Source organism: Burkholderia sp. JPY481, from assembly GCF_038900515.1.
Taxonomy (GTDB): Bacteria; Pseudomonadota; Gammaproteobacteria; order Burkholderiales; family Burkholderiaceae; genus Paraburkholderia; species Paraburkholderia youngii.
Genome location: NZ_JAYMRT010000078.1, coordinates 1 through 2,688 on the forward strand (window position 1 = coordinate 1; position 2,688 = coordinate 2,688).

The window sequence follows — 2,688 nt, forward strand, 5'->3', positions numbered from 1 at the left end:
GCAAGTTCGCGATCATTCTGCCCATATCGGGCAGGAAGTTGAAGTCCATTACCGTTGGCATCCGTTGTATGGGCGTCGCGTCAAGGTACGAGACGTCGAGGAGCGAAGCGGCGGTCGCGTGGTGCACGTCGAGGCCAGCCCAGGCGTAGTGAGGGTTGTGTCGGCGTGGATGCTGGATCGCGTCATGTGTTCTGCCATGGCGTTGGGCGAGCCGCGCGTCACAGTTGCGGTACTGAGCGAGCTCAACCGGCTGCTGGTTGACTGGCGCTTGCGAGCACACTCGTCGGACGGTTCCACTACCGTCCGGGAGAAACGCAATGGCCAAGCTGCCACGGGGCGTACTGCCACGCCCGCAACTACCTGCACTGACGCTGTCTCAGATGAGTCTGAGGTTCGACACCGCCGAGCTTCAGGGCATGAGCGCGGCACAGCGCGCAAGAGTAATCACGCACCTTGCGAAGCTGCTTCTCCAGGGCGCAGGCGTCGCCATCGGCAAGGAGTCTGACGATGACGACCGCTGATCGTCTGCCAGCGCCTCTGCTCCAGCGCAAAGCAGTGGTATATGTCCGACAGTCGACGCAGGCTCAGGTCCAGATGAACCTCGAGAGCAAGCGTCGCCAGTACGAGCTAGTGGGAGAAGCAAAGCGTCGCGGATTTCGTGACATCGAGGTGATTGATGATGATCTCGGCCGCTCGGCCAGCGGTACGGTCGCGAGGCCCGGTTTTGAGCGGCTGGTAGCGTTGCTGTGTGCCGGCGAAGTCGGCGCTGTCCTCTGTCTGGATGCGTCCCGTCTTGCCCGCAATGGACGCGACTGGCACCACCTGCTCGAACTGTGCGGTCTCGTTCAGGCGAGGGTTATCGATCTTGACGGTGTGTACGATCCTTGTCGACCAAACGACCGGTTGCTGCTGGGCATGAAGGGTAGCATCAGCGAATTCGAGCTCAACGTACTTAGAACAAGGATGTTGGATGCAGCTCGCGCCAAGGCTCAGCGGGGCGAACTGCGCATTAGCGTACCGATCGGCTATCTCTGGCACAGGGATATTGGGCTAGGCCTGGATCCAGACCAGCGGCTTCAGGAGGTCATACGCCTGATCTTTGCCCGCTTTCGTGAACGGGGCAGCGCGCGCCAAGCCTTCCTGTCGTTGCTGGCCGAACAGATCCACTTTCCACGACCGACCGACGGCAGGACGTTGACGCAATTCGACTGGACGTTGATACGTTATCGCAACGTCATATCAGTGCTCATGAATCCGTTCTATGCGGGAGCTTATGCATATGGCAAGAGTGGCAGCCAGACGACCATCGTTGATGGCCGTGTACACAAGACGTACAAGCATCGTAAGCCGTTTGATCAATGGGAGGTCGTGCTCAAAGAGCACCACGAAGGTTACATCGACTGGGCGGAGTTCGAACGCAACCAGAAGGCGCTTGCCGCCAACGCCTATGGCAAGGCGGGCGACGTAAAATCTGGACGTGGCGGGCGAGCCCTGCTTGCAGGGATGCTTGGATGCGCACGTTGCGGCCGGCGCCTATCGGTGGCCTATACTGGACGCACCCCGCGACCGGTCTATCGATGCTATCGCTTTGACCTGCCACCGAAGTGCATGAGCTTCGGCGGCTCCCGGATAGACGTCGCGATCGCAAAAGAGCTGATGCGTGTCGTCGAGCCGATGGCGATAGAGGCGGCCTTGCTGGCCGAGCAGATGCGTATGGATACCATGAACGAGCAGCGGCGGATCATCGAACTTGAGCTGCAGCAGGCCCGATACGAAGCCACGCTGGCAGAACGCCGCTACGCTGCCTGCGACCCCGATAATCGTCTGATTGCCGCGCAACTGGAGAAGAACTGGGAAGCGGCCTTGCGTCGTGTGCAGGCCTGTCAGACGCGCCTTGACGCGGCGCATGCACCGGCAGCGTCGCCCCCCGCTCCTGATTTCACGAAGTTGGCCGAGGACCTCGATGCTGCCTGGAACGCTCCAGGCGTCAACATGCGAACGCGCCAGCAACTGGTTCGGGCATTGATCGTTGACATAGTCGCTGACGTGGACGAGTCGACGCGTGAAGTCATACTCACGATTCATTGGCAAGGCGGTCAACACTCGCAGTTGCGGATTCGCAAGCCCAAGACTGGCGAGCACGGATGCAACACATCTGCCGAAGCGCTCGCAGTCATCCGCAGCATGGCAACCCGATGGTCTGATCAGGACATCGCCGCCTCACTAAACCGGATGGGCATACGCACGGGCCAAGGCAAGACCTGGACTGCGCATCGTGTGAGTTCTGTACGACGCGTGCGCGATATTTATGCGTACAAGTCGGCAGAGAAGGACGGTGACTGGTTGACGATGTCCGAGGCCGCGAAAGCGCTTGGCGTTACCCACTACATGATCCGGCGGCTGATTAACGATAAGGTTCTGCCCGCCGGGCAGGTAATGCCCGATGCCCCGTGGCAGATTCGCGCGAGCGATCTACGCAGTGAGGCAGTTACAGCTGCGCTGACGCGCAAACATCGCCCGTGTCGCAACGAAGTTGAAGGGCAACTCCCAATGTTTACCGAGGTTTCGCAAGGAGGTGCACAATGAACGCCCCGTCGCCCAAGGACGTATCTGGTTTTCGACCCAGTTGTTGTCTATGGGCACGTGACCGTCATCGAGATAGCGGGTCAGCGCATCCCATCGTTTAAG

General features: G+C 60.0%; 3 protein-coding genes and 1 pseudogene. 2 read left to right on the forward strand and 2 right to left on the reverse strand.

All coding sequences use genetic code 11. The features are described from left to right. Positions 1-280, reverse strand: a 280-nt coding sequence (locus tag VSR82_RS39570; protein ID WP_498858877.1) for a hypothetical protein, incomplete at its 3' end; no start/stop codon positions are given. 37 nt (positions 281-317) lie between these two features. On the opposite strand from VSR82_RS39570, the gene VSR82_RS39575 reads away from it, so the two are divergent. Together VSR82_RS39575 and VSR82_RS39580 are read left to right on the forward strand one after the other, a co-directional pair. Continuing rightward, complete coding sequence (locus VSR82_RS39575) at positions 318-521, forward strand: hypothetical protein (RefSeq protein ID WP_498858878.1); 204 nt, start codon at positions 318-320, stop codon at positions 519-521. Next, positions 508-2,586 carry a recombinase family protein gene (locus VSR82_RS39580; protein WP_498858879.1) on the forward strand — a complete coding sequence of 693 codons (2,079 nt, stop codon included), beginning with the start codon at positions 508-510 and terminating at the stop codon, positions 2,584-2,586. Before VSR82_RS39575 ends, VSR82_RS39580 begins: the two co-directional genes overlap by 14 nt. Here VSR82_RS39580 and VSR82_RS39585 read toward each other — a convergent pair. Beyond that, positions 2,584-2,688: pseudogene (locus tag VSR82_RS39585) on the reverse strand (IS66 family transposase); the annotation flags it as partial. The gene VSR82_RS39580 and the pseudogene VSR82_RS39585 overlap by 3 nt on opposite strands.